The sequence below is a fragment of the Pseudoalteromonas sp. Scap25 genome, assembly GCF_013394125.1.
Taxonomy (GTDB): Bacteria; Pseudomonadota; Gammaproteobacteria; order Enterobacterales; family Alteromonadaceae; genus Pseudoalteromonas.
The window spans coordinates 2,839,985-2,864,356 of the sequence record NZ_CP041327.1; the positions used below are offsets into that span (position 1 = coordinate 2,839,985).

Annotated in this window: 16 protein-coding genes; 10 read left to right on the forward strand and 6 right to left on the reverse strand. The window is 39.0% G+C overall.

The genetic code is table 11. The features are described from left to right. Positions 1-9 precede the first annotated feature (9 nt). From FLM54_RS13155 to FLM54_RS13175, 5 genes are read right to left on the reverse strand one after another with little or no spacing between them, the layout of a single operon-like run. Positions 10-1,422 (reverse strand): TniQ family protein, encoded by a 1,413-nt coding sequence (locus FLM54_RS13155; RefSeq protein WP_221936159.1) that lies wholly within the window; start codon positions 1,420-1,422, stop codon positions 10-12. Next, complete coding sequence (locus FLM54_RS13160; protein WP_178956594.1) at positions 1,400-2,344, reverse strand: TniQ family protein; 945 nt, start codon at positions 2,342-2,344, stop codon at positions 1,400-1,402. The genes FLM54_RS13155 and FLM54_RS13160 overlap by 23 nt, the downstream gene beginning before the upstream one ends. After that, a complete protein-coding gene (locus FLM54_RS13165; protein WP_178956595.1) occupies positions 2,341-3,735 on the reverse strand; it encodes a TniB family NTP-binding protein in 1,395 nt (464 codons plus the stop codon). Before FLM54_RS13165 ends, FLM54_RS13160 begins: the two co-directional genes overlap by 4 nt. Continuing rightward, positions 3,725-5,959 carry a transposase gene (locus FLM54_RS13170; protein WP_178956596.1) on the reverse strand — a complete coding sequence of 745 codons (2,235 nt, stop codon included), beginning with the start codon at positions 5,957-5,959 and terminating at the stop codon, positions 3,725-3,727. Before FLM54_RS13170 ends, FLM54_RS13165 begins: the two co-directional genes overlap by 11 nt. Next, positions 5,952-6,773, reverse strand: a complete 822-nt coding sequence (locus FLM54_RS13175) for a TnsA endonuclease N-terminal domain-containing protein (RefSeq protein ID WP_178956597.1) — start codon at positions 6,771-6,773, stop codon at positions 5,952-5,954. Before FLM54_RS13175 ends, FLM54_RS13170 begins: the two co-directional genes overlap by 8 nt. A 366-nt stretch (positions 6,774-7,139) precedes the next feature. On the opposite strand from FLM54_RS13175, the gene FLM54_RS13180 reads away from it, so the two are divergent. From FLM54_RS13180 to FLM54_RS13220, 9 genes are read left to right on the forward strand one after another with little or no spacing between them, the layout of a single operon-like run. Beyond that, entirely contained in the window at positions 7,140-7,379 is a 240-nt protein-coding gene (locus FLM54_RS13180) for a transcription factor (protein ID WP_178956598.1), read from the forward strand. Positions 7,380-7,411: 32 nt separating this feature from the next. Beyond that, complete coding sequence (locus tag FLM54_RS13185; RefSeq protein WP_178956599.1) at positions 7,412-9,880, forward strand: type I restriction-modification system subunit M; 2,469 nt, start codon at positions 7,412-7,414, stop codon at positions 9,878-9,880. Then, positions 9,877-11,226 carry a restriction endonuclease subunit S gene (locus FLM54_RS13190; protein ID WP_178956600.1) on the forward strand — a complete coding sequence of 450 codons (1,350 nt, stop codon included), beginning with the start codon at positions 9,877-9,879 and terminating at the stop codon, positions 11,224-11,226. Before FLM54_RS13185 ends, FLM54_RS13190 begins: the two co-directional genes overlap by 4 nt. 9 nt (positions 11,227-11,235) lie before the next feature. Then, positions 11,236-13,098 (forward strand): DUF262 domain-containing protein, encoded by a 1,863-nt coding sequence (locus FLM54_RS13195; RefSeq protein ID WP_178956601.1) that lies wholly within the window; start codon positions 11,236-11,238, stop codon positions 13,096-13,098. Beyond that, a complete protein-coding gene (locus tag FLM54_RS13200) occupies positions 13,091-15,562 on the forward strand; it encodes a DUF262 domain-containing protein (RefSeq protein WP_178956602.1) in 2,472 nt (823 codons plus the stop codon). The genes FLM54_RS13195 and FLM54_RS13200 overlap by 8 nt, the downstream gene beginning before the upstream one ends. Next, positions 15,555-18,719, forward strand: a complete 3,165-nt coding sequence (locus tag FLM54_RS13205; RefSeq protein WP_178956603.1) for a type I restriction endonuclease subunit R — start codon at positions 15,555-15,557, stop codon at positions 18,717-18,719. Before FLM54_RS13200 ends, FLM54_RS13205 begins: the two co-directional genes overlap by 8 nt. Further along, a complete protein-coding gene (locus FLM54_RS13210; protein ID WP_178956604.1) occupies positions 18,719-19,465 on the forward strand; it encodes a M48 family metallopeptidase in 747 nt (248 codons plus the stop codon). The genes FLM54_RS13205 and FLM54_RS13210 overlap by 1 nt, the downstream gene beginning before the upstream one ends. Before the next feature lie 34 nt (positions 19,466-19,499). Then, on the forward strand, positions 19,500-20,021 hold the full coding sequence (locus FLM54_RS13215; protein ID WP_178956605.1) for a hypothetical protein: 522 nt from the start codon (positions 19,500-19,502) through the stop codon (positions 20,019-20,021). Next, a complete protein-coding gene (locus tag FLM54_RS13220) occupies positions 20,021-20,320 on the forward strand; it encodes a hypothetical protein (RefSeq protein WP_178956606.1) in 300 nt (99 codons plus the stop codon). The genes FLM54_RS13215 and FLM54_RS13220 overlap by 1 nt, the downstream gene beginning before the upstream one ends. Positions 20,321-20,706: 386 nt before the next feature. Here FLM54_RS13220 and FLM54_RS13225 read toward each other — a convergent pair whose 3' ends face one another. Continuing rightward, complete coding sequence (locus FLM54_RS13225; RefSeq protein WP_178956607.1) at positions 20,707-21,891, reverse strand: NAD(P)/FAD-dependent oxidoreductase; 1,185 nt, start codon at positions 21,889-21,891, stop codon at positions 20,707-20,709. A 307-nt stretch (positions 21,892-22,198) separates the two neighbouring features. Between FLM54_RS13225 and FLM54_RS13230 the strand changes: the two genes are divergently transcribed. Then, positions 22,199-24,322, forward strand: a complete 2,124-nt coding sequence (locus FLM54_RS13230) for a S8 family peptidase (protein ID WP_178956608.1) — start codon at positions 22,199-22,201, stop codon at positions 24,320-24,322. Positions 24,323-24,372: the final 50 nt, after the last annotated feature.

A 24,372-nucleotide genomic window follows, 5' to 3' on the forward strand; every position in this document is an offset into this window, starting at 1 on the left:
TTCATAAATTTACGGGCGTTTTCGTTTTGACTTTGGGGGAATTGGCGAAGTTTTAGCTGGCAAAATGTCTTCCAACATTAGCTTGTCATGATTGTAAATCATAAAAAACTCAGCATTGTAGTGTTTTTTAATGTCTTTTCTAAGCCAATCAGGATGGGCTTTCACTGCCGATTTTAATACTGTTAGTGCAGAATCAAGTTTTTTTTGATGTCTCAATTTTTTCCGCCACAAACTCAAGCCTTTAGTACGGCAGAAAATATGCTCAATAGTTGATGGTTTTAGCGATAGTTGAGTAGATATTTCTTCTATCGTGTATCCATAAAAACCTTTAATAACCACTTTCCTAATTATTTCATCAGGCAAATGCATTGAGTTTGATTCGTGGTGTATTCCATTTAACTCCAGTAACTTGCGGATATAACAACGACTGATACCCAAAGTTTTTTCAATTAAATTCATACTTTGCCCCGCCTCCGCTAACTTCAAAATATCCTTATCAAAGTTACTTTTTGAGTTGCAGGTAATATTGGGGTAATGACATGATTCCTTCTTCAAGTTTTCCATCCAGCATAAAACTAAGAAATACTTTAATGGGTGGGCGGGAGTTCTCGTTTTTACTCGGAGCATAGGTCCAACAAAATCAAACGATTGGACTGAGATGGGTATGCCTAATGGTACATTAGCACTCAATCCTTTCCAAAACCTCCTCAACTCTGTTGTTAACTGTTCATACTTCAATTGACCTGATTGAGTAATAAACCCCAACGTTTTTAAGTTTTGAGTTATTACATCAATAGATTCACGTTGAAAGTGCTCTTGTTTATACTCTTGAAACTTTCTAATCGAAAATTCAGAAAACAAAACATCTACTCTGTTTGCTTTTTGACTATCGCCCACAAATAAGGGGAGTGACAGACGCCTATCTAAATGCAAATCGTCATTTCTTATCCCCTCCAACAGGCAATGGTGAATTACACATGCTGTCATTCCGGGTATTTGGTGTTCTATATGCCAGTAACTTGTACCATATGTTATTAAGTCATGGCTTGCACATTCTGGGCAATATTTGTGACCTGCGAATAGCTTTAATCCATATTGTGGTGTCATAGATAAATGAAATGGCGAGCCTTTCTCACCGAGAATTGAACGATAAAGTTTACTAGATTGCGGTGACTTCAGAGTTGCATCAAAAATAGGGAACAACGTTCTGTTATTTATGGTTAGATGTAATGACTCTTCAAAATAGTGAGCAAATTTTTCGAGTGCATTTGGCAAATAGGGATGGATGCGTTTCTTATTTACGTCAAAAACATTTGAAACTAGTGTGTTGTGATTAAAAAGGCCAGATATAGCATGATATCGAGATACCACACTATATACTGTTTCACCTTCAAACATTTTAAAAACTGGCAATAAGCTCATTGGCATACTCTTTCTCTAAGCCCAACTCCTTTCTTTTCCAAAATAGAGCGACTAGCCAAAATACAGGGTCAACATACTTACTCGTCGCACCGCTAGCTAAAGCATTTACTATTTTTCTTTTATGACAACCGTGAGGCGACGAGTAGTAACTAAATAAAGATGACAAAAAGCTTGCCCCTAGATCGACTTCTAGCTCTATCTCAAGTGTGTCCGTAAGAGATTTATCAGGCTTTATCGACTTGCTATCTGAACCACATATTTTCCAAAACTCACTTTTTAACATAAAGAGACGTTCGCTATCCTTTGATGCTAAATCATATAAATTGGAACAGAACTCACTAAACAAATAATGTGTAGGGGTGGTTGTCTCCAATAACAGTTCCCAATCATCCACTTGATGAGGTAAGTGCAAGGAGTCTAAGGTTCGTCCTTTTTTTTTGGGAACGAGCAAGGGAGTGGCATGCTTATTACAGACGCTGACACCGTGAAGTTGATGTTTCACGTGCCAATATGATGCACCATATATATTAAGATCTTCTTCTATACAGTTAGGACAAGCTTTCCAACGAACCACGTTGCTAGTCACTCCAGAATTGTGAACTCCATGAAGTTTTGCAGGAACTTGAGTTAGATGAATCCGACTTTTGAAGTATTTATATCTATCATGGTCTATGGATAAAACCCAAAGAGGAAACTCAGTTGCTTGCTGTGCAATTTGGGGATTATCAAAGGTGCGAGCATTCAGCTTGCAAACCTTTTGACAAGATTTTGATAGCGGTATATTCGTTTGTAGTTCACTAGCCTTGACCCCGAACTCTTTAAAGTATGTATGCTTTTCTGGTGCTCCAGATAACCAATAGCGCCTTAGCCACCAACTATAAATGTGCTCACCGGGTAAAATTGATAAGTAAAATGGGATCATAGCGGTACGTACGCCCCATCTTCGTTGTATTCAATGTCACTCACTTCTATCAACATATCTTTTTCAAGACGTTTTAAAATTCGAGCTTCTGTTTGGGTTGGCGTGTATTCCGGCAAATATATTTTAATTTCGTTAAGTAGCTCTTTAGCTAACTTTCCTTTTGGTTTTTGACTTGCTGCACATTTAAACAGCTTTTTTAAAGTTGGCTCTATTGCTTTTTCTATTTGATCTTTTAAATTAAAAATGTCGTCGAACAAATCATTCATTCCTAATTTAAGAGCCAAAATAGCTGGTTTAAGTAGCTTAAATTTAGTGTCGTAAACGTGCTTTAAATCTTCAACGGTAATAGAGTTCTTTTGATTTCTTATCGCATAAACATTGGCTTGAGAAATCAAATGAAAAAGGCAGTGCGGTACGCCTCGTGTGCACTCGTAAATAGCATTTCTGATGTCATCAGTTAATTCTAGAGGACTAGGTATTAATTGATAAGACCATGCGTATTCAACCAATAGTTCCCAGTCTTCTTCGTCTTGCTGAAAGTTGATTAAGTCAACTGGAAGCCCCAATCTTCGCAAATTACTAAATTCAGTTTTAAATGTTTTTATTGCCTTGGTTGTTCCTATGTTGATAACGGGAATTTTGGCAATATTCGTCATGTCCTGCATCAAACGGAATATTTTTTCTTTGTCTCCGCCACTAGCAAAAGATAGATTCTGTACCTCATCAAATATAAGTAGTCCTAAACCCAAACTTGAACAGGCGGCAACGATATTGTCGATTGTATCTTCGACCTTTTTGCCTTTAGTAATTTTAAAATCTTTACTCCTACCATCTTTTGTGAATTTATCTATTTCACAAATTATTCTTTTACAAACCGCATCAGGACTAGCATTTGGTGGAATATCAACTTTGAGATAGACAATCTGCTGAAAGTCCAGACCGTATTTACCGCTTTTTGTATGCGAGTGACTTTGTTCAAATACACCTAATATTGTATCCATAAGCGTTGATTTTCCCGTGCCTGAAAGTCCAGTAAGAATCATGCATTCAGAGGATGTTTTCTTTATCTTTATTTGCTTTGTTGATATCAGATTGTTGTACCTCTGTTGCTCTTCAGATAACGGGTTACGAGACATAAACCCGGCCATTAAAACATTGTAAAGGTCACAATATGTTTCGTAGTACATACCAGTGGGTGAAACAGTCTTCATTAAAGAAAGTGCCTCTAACTCTTTGTCATAATCAAGATATTCGTCAATATCATCGGGCACCGTAATTTCGTCAGTTACCAGCTCCTCAAACTCAGCCTCGCTTAATCTGGGGTGAATTGCTTCTGCTAACGGGTTGCCCCGTAAGCTTCGTGTTTTAATGTTTTGATAATTAACTGTCATTTTTTTTACCTCTATTATTAGTTTTCTCTCTATTCTCCCGTATTCTTCTAGCGCGAGCAGACTCAATAGGTGCGCTATTGTTATCCGTTAATCTTGATTGACTAGTCTCAACTTCTTGTACTTCAACTAATCGATATTGATCAGCTAAGTACATAGAATGCCTAGCCTGATCTTGTTCTATTTCGCGTTCGATATGAACGTTACGATGTTCTTTGATGGGTTGAGTATTTGCGTCATTGACCGTGATTTTTTCCTGCTCCAACCTTGCATTAGCTTGAAGGTCTTCGATCAAGGCTCTGGTTTTACCTTGCTTAGCTTTATGGTTTTTTATTATTTGCTTGTTTTCTTCATGAATGATGTCTTGTTCAGCTTCAATTTCTTCAACAGAAACATGTTTAAACAGACTTCCATTTTGAATTGCAGGTTGAAAACCATCAGGTGTTTCAATAAATATTACGTCCATTGAGTGACGCATATAGCGACACGGTAGTTTTGGTGAAGTCCCTCCTTTTTTCTGATATTCATTAGCTTTGGTCCATTCGCACGTATATTTTTGTTTGAACCCTTTGAGCGAAATATGAGTTGGCAAACATGTCACCTCTCCTACTTCGAGCAAGCTACCATATAGCTCGAAATCATTAACATGCTTTAAATAACCAGCTCTATTTCGCTTGTCCCAATCCCAAACCTGACCGGGAATTTGTTTTACACCATCCATGTACATTTCTTTAGAGAGTTCTATTCCTTTATTTAACGAGTAATTGTTATAAATGATGATGTAAGTGATCAAAATTTGATAAAGCTCATTTATGTTTAATAAAGCTTTTTGTCTCAATAACCTTTTTATGTGCGATGGAACGTTGTTTGGGCTATATCCGTCAACCTGCCCCTTAACAGCATCATGTAACAGCCGAAAGGCTCTCTCAACCAACCCCTTATCGTGAGAATGACCTTCTTGATTAAATTGAACAGAAATATGCGCATCTCTCGAATAGCACCTAGACAATTCTGCTGCCATTTCTGCATTATCACAGCCAATATTCCTGCACTTGCCTTCTTGTTTCCAATCGTTAGGCCCTATTTCAATACCTACCTCTTTGCAGAATTGCTGTTTATTCCTAAATGTATTGAACATAATTGCTCTTGCCGTATCGGCAGAAGGATTTTTTAGTGTGATATACAAACCTACGAAAGTACGAGAACTCATATCACGAACGACATATACAGTTGCTTTACCTACTCTCCTTTTTCGCGTTGGGTCAAACTGACAAACCAGTTCGACGTCATACGGGGTTTCGTCAACCTGATAGTAGTAACCAATACCTTTGTCATAGTAATAATGTAGTGTCCCTTCAAGCGCTGTGTGGTTTTTAGCTACTTCCGCTGAACGTCCCTTAGCTTTATCTATTTTTTTCTTATTTTTGTTACGGTACTTTCTGGCAATGTTTCTAAATTGCCACTCAGTAATTAATCGATCTTCACCCCATCGCTCATATGATCGCCTTTTTGTTTCAGGGTTATAGCTTTGGTAGCTATAAGATTCATCCAGACATTTTTGATAGACCGTATCCAAATACATTGATGGATCACTTTTTTTATAATGCTTGTTCAGTGCAGCAATAACATTACGCTCATCTTTTTCTGTGGCAACGCGCCCGAAACCTGAGTTAGGTCCCGGCTTTGAAGTGTAATTTCTATTAATAGTTTGGCCTGTCCCGGGAGAACGTAAAAATATGTTGGGGTTACACCCTGAACGAAAGTACTTCCAGAGATCTCGATACACTTGTGCTCTGGAGCATGTTTTATCACCAGCTTTCATGGCCTGCTTAATCAATCCTTTGCCATAAGGATCAATAACAAATTCTTCTAAATTGTCTAAAATAGGTCGAAGTCTTTCGACTTTTTCATCCCTCTTTTTCTTCTGATGTTCAAGCACAAAAGAGTCGGGAATAGTCATGTATTTTGGCAACCCAAGTGTTCCTAATACTATTGCCCCACTCAGAATGCTTTCTTTAATTTCCGCATAGCTTAAATTGGCAGGCTTAATGTCCTTTTCTAAATTCATCGCAAATAAGCGATCAGTACTAGAGTCTGCAAAAATAATTGTATGCGGCTCTGTAATAGATGAGCCTATATGTTCTAAATCAGCGGGGAATAAAACTGCACCAATTTCAATGCCGTCAACATCTGTATCAGAACATACTGCAAGCTGGGTACTAGACATTTAAACTAGCTCCAAGCTCAGAGAGAGAAAGTCTGTAGTTAAGCTGCTTACGCAAATCTACTTTTAGATAACGATGCCAAAAAGCGTGTTGCAAAAGCGATGTAGCTTCTTCAAAACTAACCCCAAACAGTGACACTGTTTTATCTAATAGGTGGGTAATTGGCTTCATATTGAATTTAAGCCATTGATTAACAACAAATATTATCCACTGATTAAACAAGGCAGTTAGTTCATCACTCAACTTCAAGTCGGCAACTATTTTTTCAAGATTCTCAGTATAGGTATTTTTGATTTGAGCACTTCTAACAAGATGCCAAGGAGTATTTTGAGTTGCCCAAAATGCTTTTTCTATTTTTTGGTTGTTTTGAAACTTTTCTTTTAGTTCACCGTCTTCAAAAGCTTTTTCATCTTTTACCGAATAGACCACAGGCTTGCGATAAATGGTATCGCAAACAAAATCACTAGTTACTACCGTCGCAACATTGTCGCTGTAGGGGTACGTCGGATGTCTTAAACCTAGCTCTTTCGCGATAAATTGAGTTTTTTCTACCTCAAGTAAAGGGTATTGCTCTTTGATTGAGGTAATACGAGAATCAAACAATAGAATAAGGTAATAAAAGCTTTCATTAAGCGATAGAAAATTTCTATCCTTATGCGGATTCTCAAAATCTGGTGAACGATTTTTGGAGCCTTCAGATTTTACATCTTGTGTTGTAAGGAAAGAGTAATATCCATTTCCCTGTGCATTTTTTTTCTTCCATTGGTCTACCCATCCATCTCTAATTTTTTCGGTTATTTCATTTCGCTTTTTCATTGCTTAGTCATCTCTAAAATTCGTTTATTTTTTAGAAATAGCAGTTAAACATGTGGTTTGCAATTAGGATTCTTAAATATAAACTATTGGTTTTTATATATATTTTTATGTTTATTAATTAATCAGTAGAGATTTCATCAACTGTAAAAAACATATAGTTTTAAATTTTTCAATGACATAAATAAGCATAATTAATATAACTAAAAATATCTATACTAGGTTTAGTATACAATAATTAGTTATATGCAAACCCAGTTATGTAACAAACAAATCTAAGCCAAAAGACGCACTGTCAGGCAAATACCCTTGCTTATTTATCTAATTTATATAAATTAGATAAATCACCATTAAAAGAAGAATAGTCTTATGAACGAGCAAGCGATCTTCGACCATATCAAACAAGCATTAGATGATGCGCCACGCAACCAGTACACCACTGAGTTGCATCTGCAAATGATCAAATACGCAGATAGCTTAAAAAGCATGACGGCAAAAGAGTTTTGCGAAGGCGTTAGCCTTAAGCCCAGCTTTGGCACTGAATTTTCTAAAATGCGTAATCTCACACACCGTTTAAAAGCCGCAGGCTTAAACACCGACTTGCTCTAACTTCACAAGCACAAGGATTTAAAGGAACAAACATGGCAATTAAAAAGACAGAACTTTATTCATCATTATGGGCAAGTTGTGACGAACTACGTGGTGGTATGGATGCCAGCCAATATAAAGACTACGTACTGACTATGCTTTTCATGAAGTACGTCAGTGATAAGTACAAAGGCGACCCATACGGCATGATTGTCGTGCCAGAAGGTGCTAGCTATGACGACATGATAGCCGCCAAAGGCGATAAGGAAATTGGCGATAAAATTAATAAGATCATCGCTGCGCTTGCAGAAGAAAACGACCTTAAAAGCGTGATAGACGTCGCCGACTTCAATAACGAAGATATGCTGGGTAAAGGTCAAGACATGGTAGACCGCCTCACTAAATTAGTCGGTATATTTCAAGACTTAGACTTATCTTCTAACCATGCTGGCGGTGACGATTTATTAGGTGATGCTTATGAATATTTGATGCGTCATTTCGCTACTGAATCTGGTAAATCAAAAGGCCAGTTCTACACGCCATCTGAGGTTTCTCAAATACTCGCTAAAGTGGTGGGCATTAAAGAAGATACGCCACAAGATGCAACTGCGTACGACCCTACCTGTGGTTCAGGTTCATTGTTATTAAAAGCCAGCGACCAAGCAGAGCGAGGTTTAACCCTTTACGGGCAAGAAAACGACAAGGCCACTAGCGCACTTGCCCGTATGAACATGATCTTGCATAACAACACCACTGCCAAAATATGGAAAGGCAACACACTTGCCAACCCACAGTGGAAAGATGCCCCTAACCAATTAAAAACTTTTGATTTTTCGGTTGCCAACCCTCCATTTTCAAATAAAAACTGGACCAGTGGCTTAACCCCAGAAAACGATTTATATAACCGTTTTACATGGGGCATTCCGCCTGAGAAAAATGGTGACTACACCTTCTTACTGCACATTATCAAAAGCTTAAAAAGCACAGGTAAAGGCGCGGTGATCTTACCGCACGGTGTATTATTCCGTGGTAATGCAGAAGCTACTATTCGTGAAAATCTCATCAAACAAGGTTATATCAAAGGCATTATTGGCCTACCCGCAAACTTGTTTTACGGAACTGGTATTCCTGCCTGTATTATCGTGATTGATAAAGAGCACGCGCAAAAAGCGGTGACGAGCTTCAACGAGGTTGATGCTGAGTTACCAACCGTATCAGGTCGCCCCATCTTTATGATTGATGCCAGCAAAGGCTTCATCAAAGATGGCAATAAAAACCGCCTGCGCAGCCAAGACATTCATAAAATTGTTGATGTGTTTAACAAAGGCATAGAGTTAGAGCGTTTTAGCCGTTTAGTGCCCATTGATGAAATTGCCGCTAACGACTACAACCTTAACATCCCGCGTTATATCGACTCATCTGAGCCAGAAGATTTACACGATTTAAGCGCTCACCTGCAAGGTGGCATTCCAAACCGTGACATTGATGCCCTTGAGCATTACTGGCAGGTATTCCCAAGCATTCGCGCTACCTTGTTCACTCATTTGCGTGACGGATACAGCCATGCACTGGTTGAAGCAAGCCAAGTAAAAAGCACTATTTTAGCACACCAAGAATTTAAAGACTTTGCTGCCCGTAGCCTATTGCCATTCAAACAGTGGATACCTGAAGCTAAGCTTAAAGAAATCAAAGTAGGCGATAACCCGAAAAACTTTATCTTTAACATTTCAGAGAACTTGTTAAATAGCTATGCCAATAGCGACCTATTAAGCAAATACGATATTTACCAAATCCTAATGGATTACTGGGCTGATACCATGCAAGACGATGTGTATGTACTGGTACAGGACGATTGGCAAGCAGGTAAAACCCTTCGTGAGTTAGTGGCTGCCAAGGGCGAAAAACTCAAAGAAACGCCAGATTTAATCATCAACAAGAAAAAGTACAAAGCCGAGCTTATTCCACCTAGCTTAATTGTTGCCCGTTATTTTGCAGATGAAAAAGCGCAAGTTGATGCCCTGCAAGCTAAACAAGACGAAGCTACTCAAACACTTGAAAGCTACCTAGAAGAACATGGTGGTGAAGATGGCTTATTGGTTGAGGCCCTCAACGATAAAGACAAAATCACCAAAGCCAGCGTTGCCGCTAGAACAAAGCTTGCTACTGATGCTGATGAAGTGAAAGCACTGAAACAAGCAACTAAATTGTTTAATGCCGAAGCGGCTGCGAAAAAAGCAGTGAAAGAAGCCCAAGAAGCGCTCGATTTAGCCGTATTCAATCAATATCCAAAACTCACGATTGATGAAATCAAAACCCTGATTGTCGATGACAAATGGCTAGCCACACTGCAAGCCAATATCATTGCTGAAATTGAGCGCGTTACCCAACAAATGGCAAACCGGGTTAAGCAACTGGAAGAGCGCTACAGCGCACCACTACCAACCCTTTCTAAATCGGTTGATGACCTTAACGATAAAGTCGCAGGCCATTTAAAAGCGATGGGCTTGGAGTGGTCGCTATGAGCGTAATAGATCAGAATATTCCCAAAGGATTTAAACAGACTGAGGTGGGTATTCTTCCTCAAGAATGGCAGATTTTAACTATTGATGAAGCAATATCATCTAAAATGATTCTTGATCAAATGGATGGCAATCATGGAGAACTTTACCCCAAAAGCCATGAATTTAAAGATGACGGTATTCCATACGTTGGTGCGACAGACTTTTACTCAGGTAAAATTGATTATAAACACTGCAAAAGACTTCCTATAAAAAGGGCTAAGTTATTTAAGAAAGGAGTGGCAAAGGATGGTGACGTTTTATTCGCTCACAATGCCACTGTAGGACCATCATCTTTAGTAGAAACGTATGAAGACTTCATAATTATTAGTACTACAGCCACTTATTATCGCTGTAACGGTGAAGAAATTAAAAATACGTATTTATTAAACTTTTTTAGGTCTAAGCTGTTTGAAAGTCAATATTCTTCCGTGATGTCGCAGTCTACGCGCAATCAAGTACCCATTCTGGCACAACGAAAGTTTTATTTGGCACTTCCTCACATAAAAGAACAAACCGCTATTGCCAATGCGTTGTCCGATGTCGATGCGCTATTAACGGAATTGGAAAAACTGATCGCGAAAAAACAAGCGATTAAAACCGCCACCATGCAGCAATTGCTGACAGGCAAAACCCGTTTACCTCAGTTCGCCACTTTCACCGAAGGCGAAAAACAGGGTCAACCAAAAGGCACAAAACCCAGCGAACTAGGCGAAATCCCTGAGGATTGGGAAGACTTAGCTCTGGGTGATGTTGTATGTTTTGTTGGTGGTGCGCAGCCAGAAAAAAATACATTTTCATATAAAGAACAAGAAGGCTATGTAAGATTAATACAGATTAGGGATTACAAGTCCGATAAACATAAAGTATACATCCCATCATCTTTAGCAAAGAAAACATGTAGTGCTGATGACATCATGATTGGTCGATATGGGCCTCCAATTTTTCAAATACTACGAGGAATTGAAGGGGCCTATAATGTTGCCTTAATCAAAGCGATTCCAAATGAAAAAATTCATAAAGAGTTTTTATATCATTTCTTAAAAAGTGATTCTTTATTTGAGTTGATGGACAACCTTTCACAAAGATCATCTGGGCAAACTGGTGTTGAGCTTTCCGCTTTAAAAGCTTACCCAATAGGTTTACCAAATATAGAAGAACAAGCTGCAATCGCCACCATCCTCTCGGATATGAATAACGAAATCCAAACCCTTAAACAGCGCTTAGCGAAAACCCGCCAAATCAAACAAGGTATGATGCAAGAGCTACTTACAGGCCGCACTCGTTTACCATTTGATAAAGAACAATAAGGAACATGGATGTCTGAATGTAACGAATTAGAATTAAAGCCCATTAACGATTTATTGGAACTGTCGTTTTTCATTCCCGCCTACCAACGTGGTTATCGTTGGTCTAAAAGGCAGGTTACTGAACTGCTCGATGACATTAAAGAGTTTCAGCAGCAAGCAGAAAATAGCAATAAGAACGCTTTTTATTGCTTACAGCCTATTGTGGTAAAAAAACATAATAGCGATTGGGAATTAGTCGATGGTCAACAGCGACTGACCACCATATATATCATTCTAACGTATTTAAAAGACATCCTAGCCTTACTTGGTAAATCTCGTTATCAATTGAGCTATGAAACACGAGAAGAAAGTGCTGAGTTTCTTCAGGATATTAATGAAGATCGTGGCGAAGAAAACATCGACTTCTTCCATATTGTACAAGCTAAAAAAGCAGTAGAAGAATGGTTTGATGCACAAGATGGCACATATAAAGTTAACTTCATTCAGACATTACTAGGCCCCCACGACTCAAAGAAAAGTGTTCAAGTCATATGGTATCAAATTGACGAAACTGAAAATGTAACCGAGGTGTTTACTCGGCTGAACATGGGTAAAATCCCACTAGTAAATGCCGAGCTTGTAAAAGCGCTATTTTTAAAGTCGAGTAACTTTGCCCTAGATGTCAATGATTCCGATATAAAAAAACCAATTCAAGATCTTCAGCAATTAAGAATTTCTCAAGAGTGGGATGCCATTGAAAAACGCTTACAAGATGACGCATTTTGGTATTTCATTAGCAACAAATCTATTACCACCAATCGTATCGAGTTTGTGCTGGATTTGGCATCTAGAAACCTTAATGATGAAGGCATTCTAGACACTGACAAGTTGAAAATATTTCTGACGTTCAACCGACTGCTTTCGAATAGCGGTGATAAAGATAAACCTGTCGATGTTGCTCGTGAATGGCTAAAGGTAAAGCAATGCTTTATGACGCTAGAAGAGTGGTATAACGACCGTGCTTTATTTCACTTGATTGGCTATTTAGTCTCGCAGAAAGTTTCTATCTCCCATATTTTCGAATTACATCAAGAGGCCCTCACAAAGTATGATTTTCGACAGTCATTGTTAAAGTTAGTCTTCAGTAAGACCTTTAACGGTAGAGAAATAGATACGTTATCTCAAGAATGGCTAGATGAGAGACTAAACTCACTCACTTATGAATCTGGAGCGCATAAACTCAGACCAATACTATTGCTATTCAACGTAGCTAGCTTACTTGCCAACCCTGCGACCAATGCGCGTTTTCAATTTGATAAATATAAATTAGACAGTTGGGATATTGAACATATCCGCTCAGTGGCATCCGATATGCCAAATAGTAAAGACAAGCAAAAGGCATGGCTTGAAAACGTTGTTGCATATATTTCCAGCGATGAATCCATAGAAGTTGAGGAGTCTGACACTGATGCAAATAATGAAGAGCTATCTATCAAGCTTGAAGCAAAAGAGTTACTGCTAGCAACCAACTTCAATAATGATCATTTTGAAGCTGTGTACGACAAGGTACGAGCGCATTACGACCCTGATGGTAATGAAGATGTAGATAACTCAATTGGCAATCTAACCTTGCTAGATAGCAGAACTAACCGTAGCTATCAAAATGCGGTATTTCCGATTAAACGAGCGAGGATTATCGCACTAGATAAAAAGGCAACCTTTGTTCCGCTATGCACTAAGAATGCGTTTCTTAAGTATTACAGCAAACAGGTAGATAAGATGCTGTATTGGGAAGCGAAAGATAGCGAGGATCATCAAAGGGCTATGGTAGAAATGTTACTCGGTTTCTTTCAAGGAGTAGGTGTTCATCAAAAGGAGTTAGGACATGAATAAGGGAAAAAGCTTAACATTTTACGGTCTATTTGATGTTGTTGAAGCGATAGAAATTCCAATATTACAGCGTGATTATGCACAGGGTCGAAAAGAAGAAGATGAAGTTAGAACACTGTTTTTAAATTCATTATACCAAGCGCTAAATAACAAAGATGACTCACGCCAGCCTTTAGATTTGGACTTTGTTTACGGAAATTTTGAAGAGGGACAAAGTAAGGCTTTCTCTGTTCTTGACGGGCAGCAGCGCTTAACGACTCTATTTTTATTGCATTGGTACTTAGCAATACAACATGGTCATATTGCAGAATTCAGAGAACGGTTTGTCACTGATGAACAACGATCTCGCTTTACTTATAAGACACGTCCAAGCACAACCGAGTTTTTTGATGCATTAACCTCCAAAGATATTGAAATATCGAATGCAACAATAAGTAAGCAGATTAAAAATAGTCAGTGGTTTTATTTATCGTGGCAACAAGATCCAACCGTACAAGCTTGTTTGAATATGCTTGATGCAATTCAAGCATTGTTTTCTCAAAGTGATGTCAATTTGTACGAACGAATCACCAATACAACTGAACCTTACATTACCTTTCAGTTTTTAGACCTTCATTATTTTGGTTTGTCAGATGAGCTTTATATAAAAATGAATGCTCGTGGTAAGCCGCTTACAATATTTGAAAATTTTAAAGCCAAGTTAGAACAAAAGATAAAGTCTTTTGAGAGTGATTGGCCTGAGTACACATTGCCTTTTCAAGACAGTGTTAGCGGTTATAATTACTTCATACATAAGATAGATACCGACTGGGCCGATTTGTTCTGGCCCTATAGAAATTTTTTCTCAATTGACGATACCTTTGATGATGAATTGATGAATTTCATTCGACTCGTTATCGCCTATCAATACCTTGTTGATCATAAAGATTCCCCTATGGACCTTCATGTAAATAGTGGCGAACTCTTTGGTCGAAACGGGAGATTAGAACCCCTTACACTGTCCCAATATGAAGAGTTAGGTTGTTTAAATAAAAAGTTCATTATCCGGCTAATTAGTTTCCTTGATCTCATCTATAGAGGTGGATTGGTCGAGAATAAAATAAACAGCTACTTAGACACTGATAACTACTACAACGAACACAAAACATTCAAGAACGTATTGAAAAACGATGCTAGCTACGATGATAAACTCAGATTTTATGCGTTTTACAACTATGTGGCAAAATCACCCACTGATGAAGAGTTGAAGGAATGGTTAAGAGTAATCTTTAATTTAACCGACAACACCATTATCAATACCGCAGATGAGTTTAATAAAGCACTGTTTGCAATAGACAACCTTTGCCAGCACGATAGCCCTATATTAGAAACACTAGCTAATGATGTTGAAATATCAGGTTTTACAGGTGCTCAGATAGTCGAAGAGAAGATCAAGGCTCATCTGCTGCTAAGGTCTAGTGAATGGAGAGAAGCAATTACCAGTGCAGAGCAACATTCATTTCTGACAGGCCAGATTGGCTGTATTTTAAATTTTGCTGAAATCCTAAGTTATTACCGTGAACACAATCATTGCAACTGGAGCGCTGAAGAAAATGTCGAGTATTTAAGTAGCTTCACACGATATTCTAATGCGATTCAACGTGTATTTGATCGAATTGAAAGCAGCTCAGCACCAATTGATTATTTGTGGGAAAGGTCGGTATTAAGTAAAGGTGAATACTTCACCGATAAACGAGGCGACAAATACAATATGCTGTCTTCTCGCGATACTAGAAACAATATTCCTCGTGATCATAGTTGGAAAAGGTTACTACGGTTCGGCACAGCTTCAATTGAGCAAAAACAAAGTTACGTTAAAGCAGTGCTAGATGACCCGTTATTTAATGTTGAAGAAATACAAACATCACTTTCTACTATTTGTTCCATTGCTATTAAGTCTGAAGAAATTGAGCCTTGGAGAAAAGCATTAATTCAACATAAAGAGTTACTCGCGTATTGCCAGCAAGGCTTTATTGAGAAAAATAACTCTGAATTTGTATTACTTGGACAATCACAGCGAAATCATACGCATATTGAACTTTTCACTAAAGTACTAGAACTAGAGCTATCTCAAGACAATAGCTTGATAGCACCTTTTTCATTGTTAAGGTACGAGCCAGTTAAGTCGCGTGAAGAAAGTGCGCATTTGAAATTAACCGGTTTTGTTCATAATGAACAGCGATATCAAATAGAGATCCATAAAACAGGTAGCTGCTTCGATATTAGAGTCAAAGGTGGTGAAATCGAAAATGCACCAGAGACTTTAATGGATTTACTAGAGAGTGAAGGATTTGAATTGAGTGGCAGGGCATTGCCTAGCCTCGACTTTTACAAATACTACAGTGATAAAAATCAGAAAAGTATTGAAGATGTAAAATTAAAGATTCAAAAACTATGCGCAAGTTTAAAGGATTTAGACGATGAGTAATGTTGGTCAATTAGAACGTAAAACCCAAAACCGCGTAGTTAAGTTTTTTAAAGAACAACTTGATTACGATTACCTAGGTAATTGGGAGTACCGTGAAGGTAACAGCAATATAGAAAAAGACTTGCTGACTAAATGGCTCAAAGGTCGCGGAACTTCTGATGCTCTGATTACCCGCACATTACGCCAACTTGATACTGCCGCAGCCCTCGGTGAAGGTAAAAAGCTCTTTGATGCGAACAAAGATGTTTATCGCCTTCTGCGTTATGGCGTAAAAGAAAAAGAAGGTACAGGTGAGCAAAACCAAACTGTTTGGCTAATAGACTGGAAAAACCCAGAAGCTAACGACTTTGCTATTGCTGAAGAAGTGACCGTAAAAGGTGAGCAGATCTCTCCTAAAACCAAGCGCCCTGATATCGTGATTTATGTTAATGGCATCGCGCTGGGCGTGATTGAATTAAAACGCTCTTCAGTGTCAGTTAGTGAGGGCATTCGCCAGAACTTAGACAACCAAAAGAAAGCGTTTATTCGTAACTTCTTTACCACTATGCAGCTAGTAATGGCAGGCAATGACACCCAAGGTGTCCGCTATGGTACGATTGAAACATCTGAAAAATACTATCTTGAATGGAAGGAACCGGAAGGCGCTGTTTGCTTGCCACTTGCGCAGGTAGCAACAGAAACACCGTTAGATAAACATGTCGCGCAGCTATGTGATAAAAAACGCTTCTTACAGCTTATTCACGATTTTATTGTTTTTGATGCAGGGGTGAAGAAGACCTGCCGACACAATCAATTCTTTGGTATTCAAGCCGCTAAAAAGCACGTTAAATCAAAACAAGACGGGATTATTTGGCATACCCAAGGCTCAGGCAAAAGCCTAACGATGGTGTGGTTAGCTAAATGGATTCGCGAGAACGTTACTGATTCTCGTGTGCTAATTATTACTGATAGAACAGAGTTAGACGAACAAATAGAAAAAGTATTCTCAGGTGTTGATGAAGAGATCTATCGCACAAAAAGCGGACGGGATTTAGTTGCCACGCTTAATCAACCGAACCCTTGGCTATTCTGCTCACTCGTGCATAAGTTTGGTCGAAATGGCGAAGCGCTAAGTGATAAAGAAAGTGAAGAAGACGATAATAAAGCGACAAAACACTATCTTGAAGCATTAACCAAAAACCTGCCAACTGAATTTGCAGCAAAAGGTAACTTGTTTGTGTTTGTTGATGAGTGTCATCGAACTCAATCAGGCAAGCTGCACGAAGCGATGAAAGCCATTTTACCAGAGGCCATGTTTGTTGGTTTTACTGGTACGCCATTAATGAAAAAAGATAAGAAAAAGTCCTTGGAGGTCTTTGGTCCATATATCCACACCTACAAGTTTGATGAAGCCGTTAGTGACGGTGTGGTACTCGATCTGCGTTATGAAGCAAGAGATATTGATCAACATTTAACTTCAGAGAAAGGCGTTGATACTTGGTTTGATGCAAATACTCAAGGCTTATCTAACCTAGCCAAAATGCAGCTCAAACAAAAATGGGGAACCATGCAAAAAGTACTCTCCAGTAAGTCTCGACTAGAACGCATTGTGATGGATATATGGCTGGATATGAAAAGAAAGCCTGCACTAATGTCTGGTAGAGGCAACGCTATGTTGGTGTGTGCCAGTGTCCATCAAGCCTGCATGGTTTATGAGATGTTTTCTAAAACAGATCTTGCTGGTAAATGTGCGGTAGTGACCAGTTATCAACCTGCTGCAAGTTCGATAAAAGGTGAAGAATCTGGTGAAGGGTTAACCGAAAAACTGTTTAAGTATGAAACTTATCGCAAGATGTTAGCTGATTACTTTGAGCAAAGTGAAGATGAGGCCGCTAAGCGTGTGGAGGAGTTTGAAAAAGCGGTTAAAAAGCGCTTTATCGAAGAACCGGGGCAAATGCGCCTACTCATTGTGGTCGATAAACTGCTAACTGGCTTTGATGCCCCCTCTGCCACTTACCTTTATATCGATAAAAAGATGACTGACCACAACCTATTTCAAGCAATCTGCCGTGTAAACCGTCTAGACGGTGAAGATAAAGACTACGGTTACGTTATCGACTACAAAGACTTATTCCGTTCACTTGATAAAGCCATTAAAGATTACACAGCCGAAGCGTTTGATGGCTACGATGCTGACGATGTTAAAGGGCTTTTAAAAGATCGATTGCAAGAATCTCGTACTGATTTAGATAATGCGCTGGAAGCAGTACGAGCGTTATGCGAGCCAGTAAAAGCACCAAGAGACATCAAAGACTTCCAACATTATTTTTGTGGTGAGTCTGGTGTTGAATCAAAGGATGAAAATGAGCGCACAGAAAAAGAAGCACTACGTTTAACTCTATATCAATCAGTAGCTAAGCTCATCCGAGCTTACACTAACCTTGCAAATGAAATGGAGCAAGCTGGTTACACCTTTGAAGAGGCTGAAAATATTAAGAAAGAAGTCGCGTACTTCGAGAAGGTTCGTGACGAAGTTAAGCTTTCCAGTGGCGACTTACTCGAAATGAAGCGGTTTGAGCCTGCTATGCGTCAGTTACTTGATATGTATATTCGAGCTGATGACAGTGAATTACTGATGGATTTTGAAGAGTTCGGCTTGATTGATCTAGTGGTAAACAACAACGGTAAAGACTTAGAAGATTTACCTGAAGGCTTGCGTAACAATGAAGATGCAATGGCAGAAGCCATTGAAAACAATGTTAGAAAAACCATCGTTGATGAAAATCCAGTAAACCCTAAATACTTTGACAGCATGGCAACCTTGCTGGATGAGTTAATTAAGCAGCGAAGAGAGCAAGCTATTAGCTATCAAGAGTATCTTGAACAGATACGAGCACTCGCTAAGAAAGTGGTAAACCCAACTGAAAATAGCAATCAAAGCTATCCCACTTCTGTTGATACACCAGCCAAACAAGCAATTTACAACAACTTCGGTAATGATGAAGTACTTACTACTAAAATTGATACTGCTGTTCGTTATACCAAGAAAGCTGATTGGCTTGGGGATCGATTTAAAGAGCGTGAGATAGCCAACGCGGTGCGAGAAGAGGCAGCAGGTTATGACATCAATATTATTGATATCATGAAGCTAATTAAAGCTCAGAAGGAATACCATTAGTGCGTCATACCAAAAGCAATGCAGAGAGTATTGAAGTAGTTCGTATTGGCGACATTGATGTAGAGCTAAACCGCAGAGCTATTAAAAACATTCACCTAAGTGTACTGCCGCCTAATGGCAAAGTGCGCTTGTCGATCCCTAATGATACGAGTGAACAAAAGGTAAGGCTGGCAATCGTAAATAAGCTTGCTTGGATTAAAAAACAGCAAGCTGACTTTGCAGGACAAGAGCGCCAATCTGTACGTGAAATGGTCAATGGTGAATGCCACTATTTATGGGGTAATAAATACCGTTTAAAGCTTATAGAGGCAAAAGGCGGATATAGTGTTACCGCTAGAGGCAACGGTAATTTAGTGCTAGCTGTCGCTGAAAATACGTCAACCGATAACAAACTCAAACTGCTTAACCGTTTCTATCGAGATGAAATGCAGCGCTCACTTGAAAAATTATTACCTCAATGGGAAAAAAAACTAGGTGTAAACGCTGGTTCTCTCAACATCAAAAAGATGAAAACCAAATGGGGAAGCTGCAATATTCAAGCTAAGCGAATTTGGCTTAACCTTGAACTAGCTAAAAAACCTCCTGAGTGCATGGAATTCATACTTGCCCACGAATTAGTTCATTTACTAGAGCGCCACCATAACGAAAAGTTCCGCTCACTCATGGACAATCATATGCCAAACTGGCGTGAACGCAGAGACTTGCTTAATAGCTTGCCTCTGGCCTATGAAGACTGGAGTTATTAGAAACTAATGAAAGCCAAATGTAAGGAAGCCTGAGTTGGAACCTGACAACTTAAATACCGCGAACATCATTTCCATAATTGCATTGATAGTCTCAATTCTTTCAGGGCTGGCGGTTGCTTTTTTCTCCGCATGGATTACGTCAAAATACCAAAGCAAAATAAAAGCGATGGACTCTAGAAAAAAATTAATTGAAGATTTTTATGGCCCTTTGCTATCAATTCTTACTGAAAATGAAATGCTATACAAAGAATTTGGTCCCAATAAGTTTATAGGACGAACTGCTGAAGTAGCTAATGCTAAAGGAGAAACATGGAATTCACTGAAAGATAAAGTAGTAAAACCTAACCTTATGCAAATTAGGCAACTAATTCAAAAACATTGGCTTCAGTCTGAGGCAGAAAATAAAAACCACCTCAAAGAGCTATTTTTTCACTGTTCCGCCTTCTGTGAATATGATGACTCTCCAAATGAGATGTACTCAAAATACAAATACAAGCCTGAATGGAATACATTAATCAAAAATGAATCTGACAGTTTAAAAAAGGAAACAAAATAATGAGTAGTAGTATTTACTGGCTTAGGAAGCAACTAGACCAAAGCTCAAAGTTTATAGTTATAGATGAAAATATTGGAGAGTTTGAATTTCAAGGTAAGACTTTAAAAGTTTATTGTCCTACAACAAGTGAATATGAAATTAACGTAGATGTTGTTTTGAGTGCATTAAGAAAAGGCGCTGACATCGTTACTTACCCGACAACATGGTGCAAAGCCACAAGAGAAGCTATTACTCACGGAAAATCTCTCAGCATAGAGGTGATACCCTTTGGTAAATTCTTAGAGGACTATAGAAATTAATAATACTGAATTTTATCTTTTTGGTTCCTTCCTAAAAACACCTAACTTTAAAGATATTGATGTTTTGATTGTTGTACCTGATGTTTGTGATCTAGAGGGAGCTAATAAATATATATCGTCACTAAAAGCAAAATACGCTTCTTCTATGGTCCATACTCATATCTATATAAAAAGTGAATTTTTAAACCCTAGAAACAAGTTTTCTTACAAAGATGTCAATCATCAAATAACGTCAGAGGAGTTCGTCGAATTGTTCAAAGTTAAACGTCCTCTATAATGGAATGGCTACTGAATCAATATGAGACAAACTAATCAACAATCTCACTTTTTATTAGATTGTTTCTTTTTCTATTAGAATGTCTCATTTTTTAATAGCAGAATACATTTTACGCGTATTGCCCAGCGGCAAATCCACAGCTCCACGCGTATTGGAAATTATAGCCTCCTAGCCAACCCGTTACATCGGTCACTTCACCAATAAAGTATAAACCTTTGGCTTTTTTAGCCTCAAATGTTTTTGAGCTTAGCTCATCGGTATCTACACCACCTAAAGTCACTTCTGCGGTTCTGTAACCCTCAGTACCATTTGGCTTAATTTGCCACGCATGAATATAATCAGCAAGCGCATCAATTTGGCTATGCGTTAGCTGATTAATATTGCAATCAGGAATAGCTTTACTGTTATGGAGTATTTCAACAAAACGCTTAGGAAGGATAGTAGCGAGGCTATTTTTTAACGATTTTTGCGCTTGCGTTTCTCGCCAATCGGCTAGCTGTTGCTTTAAATCGAGTTCAGGTAATAAATTGATCGTCACCGCCTGACCTGCTCGCCAAAATGAGCTTATTTGTAATATGGCAGGCCCGGATAAGCCGCGGTGAGTAAATAGAATATTCTCTTTAAATACAGTACCATCTTCGCTTGCAACTTCACAAGGAATACTAATGCCAGAAAGCCCTTCAAAACGCTCTTTATCGTGTTGATGTAAGGTAAAGGGAACTAAAGCAGCCATCGTCGGCAATACCTTTAAACCAAATTGCTCTGCAATTTTATAACCTATTGGCGTCGCGCCAAGTTTAGGCATAGTTAAACCGCCCGATGCGACAACTAACGACTCGCAGGTCAGAGTTTCTTGCTCAGTTGTGACACTGTAACCTGTTGCTGTTTTAGCTACATTTAACACTTCGCTGCGTAGTTTAATTGTAACGCCAGCCCACTCACATTCGGTTAGTAAAATATCAACAATGTCTTGTGCGCTATTGTCACAAAATAATTGTCCCAATGTTTTATGGTGATACGCCAAACCATGTCGGTCTACAAGCTCTACAAAGTCATGTTGGGTATAACGACTTAAGCACGACTTTACAAAATGGGGATTAGTGCATAAATAGTTATTAGGGCTCGCATTTTCGTTAGTAAAATTACATCGCCCGCCACCACTAATTAAAATTTTACGTCCTGGCTTTTTACCCATATCAAGCACTGTAACACTTCGGCCGCGATATCCTGCTTGTGCTGCACACATTAAACCTGCAGCTCCGGCACCGATCACTATCACATCAAGGTGAGTCATTTGGTCATCTCTTAAAAACTTTGGTGAATTATAACAAAGTTTCGGTAACAACAAGATAGCTGTTATATTGTTTTTAATTTATCAATAAAGATTAAATAATGATAAAAAACACCAAAAAAATCTAATACATTAGGATCGTCAACATAATAAAAACAAATACAAAACGACTGAAAGCTTACTAAATTCACGGTTATAACTAAATGAGATAGGCACATACGTATTTAATATTTCAAAATTATTAACAGATCATTTACCTTTGTACCCGCTTTGTGGCTTTCCACAAATAATAATAAAACTAAGGGTAATTATGACTTCTAATAATTCATTTAAAAAATGCGCTGTTGCGCTAACAATAAGTACACTATTTGCAGCCAGCTCAAGCATGGCAAATCCAGCACAAGCAATCGCACCATCAATGGCTGAAACCTCAGTTAAAATGCAAAATCAAAGTGGGTTTGAAACTCAGTTCATTATCAAATATAAAAATAATAGCGATATGATGAACGTATCAACAGCTGAAGCATCGCCTGCAATGATGAACAAAAAAGCGCAAAGCTTTGTAAAAAACTTCACCTCAAAAAAAGGTAAAGTTAAAGCTAAATATATCCGCGCAATGGCATTAAATGATCATCACGTAATGCGTGCCGACAAAAAGCTCAATGCTGAAGAAGCACAACAGTTTATGCAAGAAATGGTCAATTCAGGCAATGTTGAATACATTGAAGTCGATCAAATGTTAAAGCCATTTGCAACACCAAACGACCCTCGTTATGGCGACCAATGGCATTACTATGAGCAAGCCGGTGGCCTAAATCTACCAACAGCCTGGGATACTGCTACAGGTAGCGGCGTGGTTGTAGCTGTTCTTGATACTGGTTACCGCCCACATGTTGATTTAAACGCCAATATTTTACCTGGCTACGATATGATCTCTAATCTATCAGTCGCTAATGATGGCAATGGCCGTGATAACGATGCTCGCGATCCAGGGGATGCTGTTGCAGCCGGAGAATGTGGTGATAATGGAGCACAAGGCTCTAGCTGGCATGGTACTCACGTAGCAGGCACAGTCGCTGCTGTGACTAATAATGGTGAAGGCGTTGCTGGTGTTGCTTACGACGCCAAAGTAGTGCCAGTACGTGTATTAGGTAAATGTGGCGGCTTGACCTCAGATATTGCTGACGGCATTATTTGGGCTTCAGGCGGAAACGTATCAGGTACATCGACAAACCCAAACCCTGCAGATGTTATAAACATGAGTTTAGGTGGTGCAGGTACATGTAGCTCAACGACTCAAAATGCGATTAATACTGCACGTAACAACGGCTCTGTTGTTGTAATAGCTGCAGGTAACGATAACGATAATTCTGCAAACTACAACCCGGGTAACTGTAATGGAGTTGTTAATGTTGCATCAGTTGGTCGTAACGGTGGCCGCGCATATTACTCAAATTATGGTAGCAATATTGATGTAGCAGCACCGGGTGGCGCACAAAATTTTGCTAATGATTCTGAAGGTGTTTTATCTACTTACAACTCAGGCTCAACAACACCATCAAGCGACAGCTATGGTTTTTCGCAAGGTACATCAATGGCCGCCCCTCATGTTGCAGGTGTAGCAGCGTTAATCAAACAAGCAAAACCAAACGCGACACCTGATGAAATAGAAAATATTTTAAAAACAACAACTCGTGCATTCCCAGCAACTTGTACTAACTGTGGCACAGGCATTGTTGATGCTGCCGCTGCTGTTGCAGCAGCCTCTGGTGGTACACCACCGCCAACATCAGGTGATAATGAGCTTATTGATGGGCAAGCGAAAACAGGCTTAAGCGGTGCGACAAGTACACAAAACTTTTACACTATGACAGTCCCAAGCGGTGCTACTAATGTAACTTTCACAATGAGTGGTGGTACAGGTGATGCTGACTTGTATGTACGTGCTGGTAGTAAACCGACAACAAGCACTTATGATTGCCGTCCTTACAATGAAGGTAACAGTGAAGAGTGTTCTATCGATAACCCAACTTCAGGTACTTATCATATAATGCTAAACGGCTACTCAGCCTACACTGGCGTTAGTTTAGTCGGTAACATCACAGGCGGTTCAGACTCAGGCACACCACAAGCGGGTGGCGGTACAGTATCTGATGTTTCTGCAACAGCAGGTCAGTGGAAGCATTACACGCTAGAAGTTCCTGCTGGCATGGCTAACTTTACTGTAACAACATCAGGTGGCACTGGTGATGCTGACTTATTTGTAAAATTTGGTAGTCAGCCAACCAGCTCAAGCTATGATTGCCGCCCATTTAAAACTGGTAACGCCGAAACATGTACATTTAGCAACCCTCAAGCAGGCACATGGCATTTAAGTGTTAATGCGTATCAAACCTTCTCAGGTTTAACGCTAAGTGGTCAATACCAGCCATAGTCCATCTACTCTTTTAATAAAAAGCCGATATATATGTATCGGCTTTTTTA